This window comes from Bacillota bacterium (assembly GCA_036504675.1).
In the GTDB taxonomy this organism is placed as follows: Bacteria; Bacillota; Sulfobacillia; order JAJYWN01; family JAJZPE01; genus DASXUT01.
In genome coordinates this window covers 1-5,191 of sequence record DASXUT010000068.1, presented here as the reverse complement: position 1 = coordinate 5,191, position 5,191 = coordinate 1, and the positions used below count along the sequence as shown (strand labels likewise).

Sequence of the window (5,191 nt, the reverse complement as noted above, 5' to 3'; positions counted from 1 at the left end):
CACCCAGACGGCCGATCTCTTCTGGACTTACTGGCCCTTACTCCCGCTGGCCCTCGGCGTCGAGCTGATCGCCCGGGCCGTCCTGGCCGACCGGGCCACTAAAAGCGGGAAGACTGTGGTCCCCTTCCACGTCGAGTCCGGCGTCACCGTGGTCACCGTGATCGTCGTTGTCATCGGCCTCGTCGGGGCGATGCTCGGGCCGGTCAGCTGGAGCGGGTTCAAGCTGTCCGGCATCCGGATCGGCTCGATCAACCTCTCCCACGCCAGTCGGAATGCCGTCCAGGATCTGACCATCGGTAAGGAAGTCAAGGCCGTCACGATCAAGAACCCAGTCGGTAAAGTCAGGGTCAAGGCGGGCGCGGCCGCCGACCAGATCACCGTCGATGCCACCGTCACCGGCAACGGCACCACTCAGGAAGAGGCCAATCGCAACGCCGAGGCGACCAAGGTGACGACCACCGTCACCGGGACTCTGGCCGAGGTCACCGTGACCCTGCCGGAAGACTTCGCGGGGTTGGGGATCAACAAGTTCAACCTGGCTTCGGTCGACCTGACCGTCGGCCTCCCGGAAGGGCTCGATGTCGCCGTCAAGAACCAGTTCGGCGAGGTCGAGGTGGCCACCGGCCGAGCCGTCGACATCGATAACGAGTTCGGCAAGGTCACCGTCCACGGGTTCGCCGGCGACGCCGTCGTCGATAACCAGTTCGGCGAGGTCACCGTGGAGGAAGGGGCCGGGTCGGTGACGGTCGTCAATGCCAACGGCGCGGTGAACATCAGCGACGTCAAGGGCGATGTCAGCGCCAGGTCGAGTTTCGGGGCCGTCGAGGTCAATGACGTCGGCGGGAAGGTCGAGGCCAGGACATCCAACGGCTCGGTCCACATCCGCCGCCCCGGAAAGGACGTCACCGCTCGAACCTCTTTCGGAGCGATCGAGATCGTCGACTCCAGGGCGGAGGTGACCGCCGAGACTTCCAACGGGGCGATCAACCTCTCCACGAGCTACCCGGTGGTCGGCGCCTATGACCTGCGGACCAGATTCGGCGCGGTCAACGTGAGCTTTCCGGACTCGTCCAAGGTCGCCATCCACGCTGAGACCAGCTTCGGCAACATCAACACCAACCTCAGCGGCAAGATCTCGAAGGAAGAAAGCCGTCAGTCCTTTGACTCGGCCCTCAACGGCGGCGGCGTCCAGGTCACGATCAAAACCTCCAATGGCGGTGTGGACCTCACCGCTCACTGAAGGCAGACTGTCTCCGCCGCGATGCACTGGCTCTTTCCAATCAAAAGCCGGGTTTCGGAGACCTCCAATTGGCAGATAATAGGCTCAGGGCAAGGCGACGTGGCCCGCCCTGGGCCCAAGTTTTGTCTAAGAGGGGTGCAAAACCGATGTCGGAACAGCAATTCTTCCCGAAGAAACTGGCCTCGACCATCAAGGACGGCATTGAGCACGGCGTCTCCGACGACCAGATTGTCAAGGGGATGATCAGCCTCGGCAACCTGGCCGAGAACTTCGTCAGTCCCGACTCGCCCCAAGAGTCCATGGCCAAGGCGATGTGGGAAGAAGCCAAGCCGGATGAGAAGGAGACCATGGCCCGCATCGTCCTCCGGGTGGCCAAGAAGAAGATGCACTAGAACCACCAGTCGAGCCGTCGCCCGGCACATGCCGGGTCGCAGCCAAGGACCCGGACTCTCGAGGGGAGAGTCCGGGTCCTTGGCTTCTTGGACATTGTCCGGGAGAGTCATCCGAAGCAGCCAGGAGCCCTCACCATCAAATGGGAATTAGCATATTCTGTAACCGAGCCCGGCTTTGACACTTGACGGAGACGACCCGCCGACTCCCACTCGGTCCATGAAAGGAGGTGGAAAACAATCCATGCCTGAGTCCATGCATTCGATTGATCACCCGACCATCCCGGGCCCCGTTCCGCCTGGCCACCATCCACCGCACTTCACCGAAATCGTCTGCATCGATGTGAAGAAAGTCTTCGATTCCTGCTCGAACGTGGAGTGTGAGAGCTTCTGTTTCGAGTTGGACGAAGACTGCGCGGAAATCTACCCAGCGTCCCCGGAGCCCGTACCTCCGTTCATTGTGGTTAGTTGCACCGCCGGTACGGCCACGGTCGGTCCGATCACGATCCTGCCGGTGCCTGGGGAGCCGCTCCTACGAAGGGTGATTGCCAGCATCTGCGGCCCGGTCACCGTGACCTTCACCGACGCCACGGGCATGACCTTCACCATCAACATTCCCCAGGACTGCATCTGCTTCCAGAAGGACGTCCTGCTGTTCATGCCCAACCCCGCGGTCATGTTCGGTCACATCGAAGTGGTCAGCTTCACCTGTCTCGGGGCGAAGTTCATCAAAGAAAACGAAGACTTCGAGATCTGCGTGACCATCGGCCTTCGAGCCATCGTCAAGAGCGAGGGTTGGGTGCAGCTTCTGGTCGGGTCCTTCGGCTATTGTCCTGTACCGCCGACCTGTCGAGAGCTCGGGACGCTCTGTGAGGGCTTCATCGCCGCCCCCTTCCCAACGATCTTCCCACCCCAAATCTTCGAAGTCCTGTCGCCCACATCCCCGTAGTGACGGTCAGAGCCAGATCCGCGGCCGGATCCTCGCTCCTTGAGCACGGCGGGACCCCGCGAGGGGCCCCGCCGTCGCGCGCCCGGGGCTTCTCAGGGCCTTTCCTATCCTCGCCAAGAGAGGAATGTCTTTCCTACGATTAGCATATTAAGGGAGGTTCTTGATTGCTACAGCGACGGGTGAACGCCGGATAAAACTGAGGTCCGGTTCGGAGCCCTACTCCCTGATCCCCGCCAGGTCCTTGACCAACTGCTTCTTGGCGTCCAGGTCGTACTGCAGGACCAGGGCGATCTTCTCCATGATTGGCGAGCCGCCGCCGTGGACCCCGGCCACCTGGGCGACGCCGCCGGTGGCCGAGACGATCATGTCGCTGATTGTCCGGAATAGCCGGTGCTGGTTCTCGGCGGTGATCGCCGGGTTGCGCATGATGTACTTGTGGAGCAGCGGCCCGGTCAGGTCATTGAAGAAGTCCTCTTCGTAGGGAAGGGTGGCCGGCAGGCCTCCGGCGATCTCGGCCAGGGTCTCGAATTCGTGGTAGATGTTGACCCCCGCGTGGTAGCGGCCGGCGTTGACGAAGATGAAGTCCGGCACCTGGGTTCCCGACGGGGCCCTTTGCGACTTAACCGCCGCGGCGATGCCGGCCCCGTAGACCAGTTCGGCGACGGTGATCATCTCGGCCAGCTTGTCGCGGACATGAGGGGCCTTGGCGATGCCGTTGTACTCGGCCACCAGGGCGGTGGCCCCCATCATGATGTCGGTCGTGGCCGGCTTGCACCCGGTGTAGCTGTGACGATGGTAGGCGGCGAAGAGCCCGGCCAGGTAGCCGGCCTGCTCATACTCGCCGCACATGAAGACCCGCTCCCAGGGGACGAAGACATCGTCGAAGATGGAGAAGGAGTCGGCCACGCCCAGTTCGGAGGCGCTGGCCTTGAGCTGGAGGCGCGGGCGCGGCGAGGTCGTCCGACAGACTAGGTGGAGGCCTTCGGTGTCGGCCGGGATGGCGAAGGCCACCGCCCAATCCTTGTCCTTCTCACCCATGAACCGGGTGGGAACGACGATGATCTCATCGGCATAGGGGGCCATGGTGTTGTGGGCCTTGGCCCCGCGGACGATGATGCCGTCGGGCCGCTTCTCCACGACGTGCAGGTAGAGGTCGGGGTCCACCTGTTCGTGGGGCCGCCTCAGTCGGTCGCCCTTGACGTCGGTCTGGGCGCAGTTGGCCACCCAGTCGTTCTCCTGATACTCCCTCAGGTACTCCAGGAAGCGCTGGTGGTAGCCGGTCCCGTGGGCCATGTCGGTCAGGAAGGTAACCACCGACAGGGCGTTGAGGGCGTCGACCCCCATGCACCGCTGGATGCAACCGCCGGACTTCTGGCAGAGCAGCCGGGTCATCTCCTGCTTCTTCAGGAGGTCCTCCGGGGACTGGTGGATGTGACAATAGCGGTTGATCCGCTTCCCGGTCAGGTGCGAGGTCGCCGTGAGCAGGTCCTTGAACTTGGGGTCGTCGACGAGGTCGAAGGTCATCGACAGGACCTTGATCCCGGGCGCTAATCTCGGGTCGCCGCGGCCGACCAACTCGCCCCCGATGTGCACGTTCTTTCTCATCCCCTGCAGGCGGGAGAGGTACTCGGCGGAAGTCCTCAAGACGGTCTCCTCCTTTGCCCCGATGGCCTGGAACGCGACCGGCCCCCCGGGTCGGCGGCGGGCCGGACACCGGATTTATTTGTGTATGGAAAGTTCTCAGCTGAAGTTCGGACTCCTTTTCGATGGCTTGTCCTTTTTAGAAAAATCGAAAAACCGGGCCGGCGGCCGGGCGCCCCGGGCAACGTGACCGGTCCGAGCCTTATGTCAACCATGAGACCGGCGTGGTCGCTGGCCGAGTGGGAAGACTAGAGATACGGGCGCAAGCCCACAAACGAACCAAGGCGATAAGGGGGCTGGTTATTTGTTCAAGCACGATAAAGAATTGCTCCATAACGTCAGGGTCGACGGACCGAATCCGACCTACGCCGCGATGCTCGTGGAGCAGCTGGGTGGAGGGAACGGTGAACTGACGGCGGCCATGCAGTACATCGGCCAGGCCATGGCCTGCACCGACCCGGCGATCAAGGACCTCCTGATGGACATCGGCTCCGAAGAGATCTCGCACATGGAGATCGTCGCCACCACGGTCAAGCTCTTGAACGGCGATACGGTCTCGGCCAAGGACGTCACCAGCGGCACGGCCGAGATGCACGTCGTCTCCGGGACGGCCCCGCTGCTCGTCGACTCCTCCGGGGTCCCCTGGACGGCGGCCTACGTCAACGTCACCGGCGACCTCATCACCGACCTCACGTCTGACGCCGCCGCCGAGCTCCGGGCCAAGGTGGTTTACGAGTACCTCTACCGCCAGATCCAGGACGGCGGGGTCCGCGACGTCATCGACTTCCTCCTCAACCGCGAGGAGGCCCACAACATGCTCTTCCAGGAAGCGATGCAGCGGATCAAGGGGACCGGGGCGATGAAGGACTTCGGGACGACCGAGAACGCCACCCAGTACTTCAACCTGTCGACACCGGGCCGGTACTTCCGGCTGGAGGAGAACGACCGGCCGACGATGCCCGGCCAGGGGCA

Annotated in this window: 5 protein-coding genes; 4 read left to right on the top strand and 1 reads right to left on the bottom strand. The window is 63.1% G+C overall.

The genetic code is table 11. From position 1 onward, the window contains the following. From VGL40_05280 to VGL40_05270, 3 genes are all read left to right on the top strand, one after another. Positions 1-1,240: DUF4097 family beta strand repeat-containing protein (locus VGL40_05280; GenBank protein ID HEY3314680.1), on the top strand; the 1,240-nt coding region annotated here is incomplete at its 5' end. A gap of 146 nt (positions 1,241-1,386) precedes the next feature. After that, positions 1,387-1,632, top strand: coding sequence for a DUF3243 family protein (locus VGL40_05275; GenBank protein HEY3314679.1), 246 nt, complete (start codon positions 1,387-1,389; stop codon positions 1,630-1,632). A 241-nt stretch (positions 1,633-1,873) separates the two neighbouring features. Next, entirely contained in the window at positions 1,874-2,578 is a 705-nt protein-coding gene (locus VGL40_05270; GenBank protein HEY3314678.1) for a hypothetical protein, read from the top strand. A gap of 216 nt (positions 2,579-2,794) precedes the next feature. On the opposite strand, the gene VGL40_05265 is transcribed toward VGL40_05270, so the two are convergent. Next, on the bottom strand, positions 2,795-4,222 hold the full coding sequence (locus VGL40_05265) for a 4-hydroxyphenylacetate 3-hydroxylase family protein (GenBank protein HEY3314677.1): 1,428 nt from the start codon (positions 4,220-4,222) through the stop codon (positions 2,795-2,797). Positions 4,223-4,523: 301 nt separating this feature from the next. Between VGL40_05265 and VGL40_05260 the strand changes: the two genes are divergently transcribed. Next, on the top strand, positions 4,524-5,191 hold a 668-nt coding region (locus VGL40_05260), incomplete at its 3' end, for a manganese catalase family protein (GenBank protein HEY3314676.1).

What these genes read in the sequence shown, in the direction of transcription:
- VGL40_05275 (HEY3314679.1), top strand. Translation starts at nt 1,387, where the DNA reads ATGTCGGAACAGCAATTCTTCCCGAAGAAACTGGCCTCGACCATCAAG.
- VGL40_05270 (HEY3314678.1), top strand. Translation starts at nt 1,874, where the DNA reads ATGCCTGAGTCCATGCATTCGATTGATCACCCGACCATCCCGGGCCCC.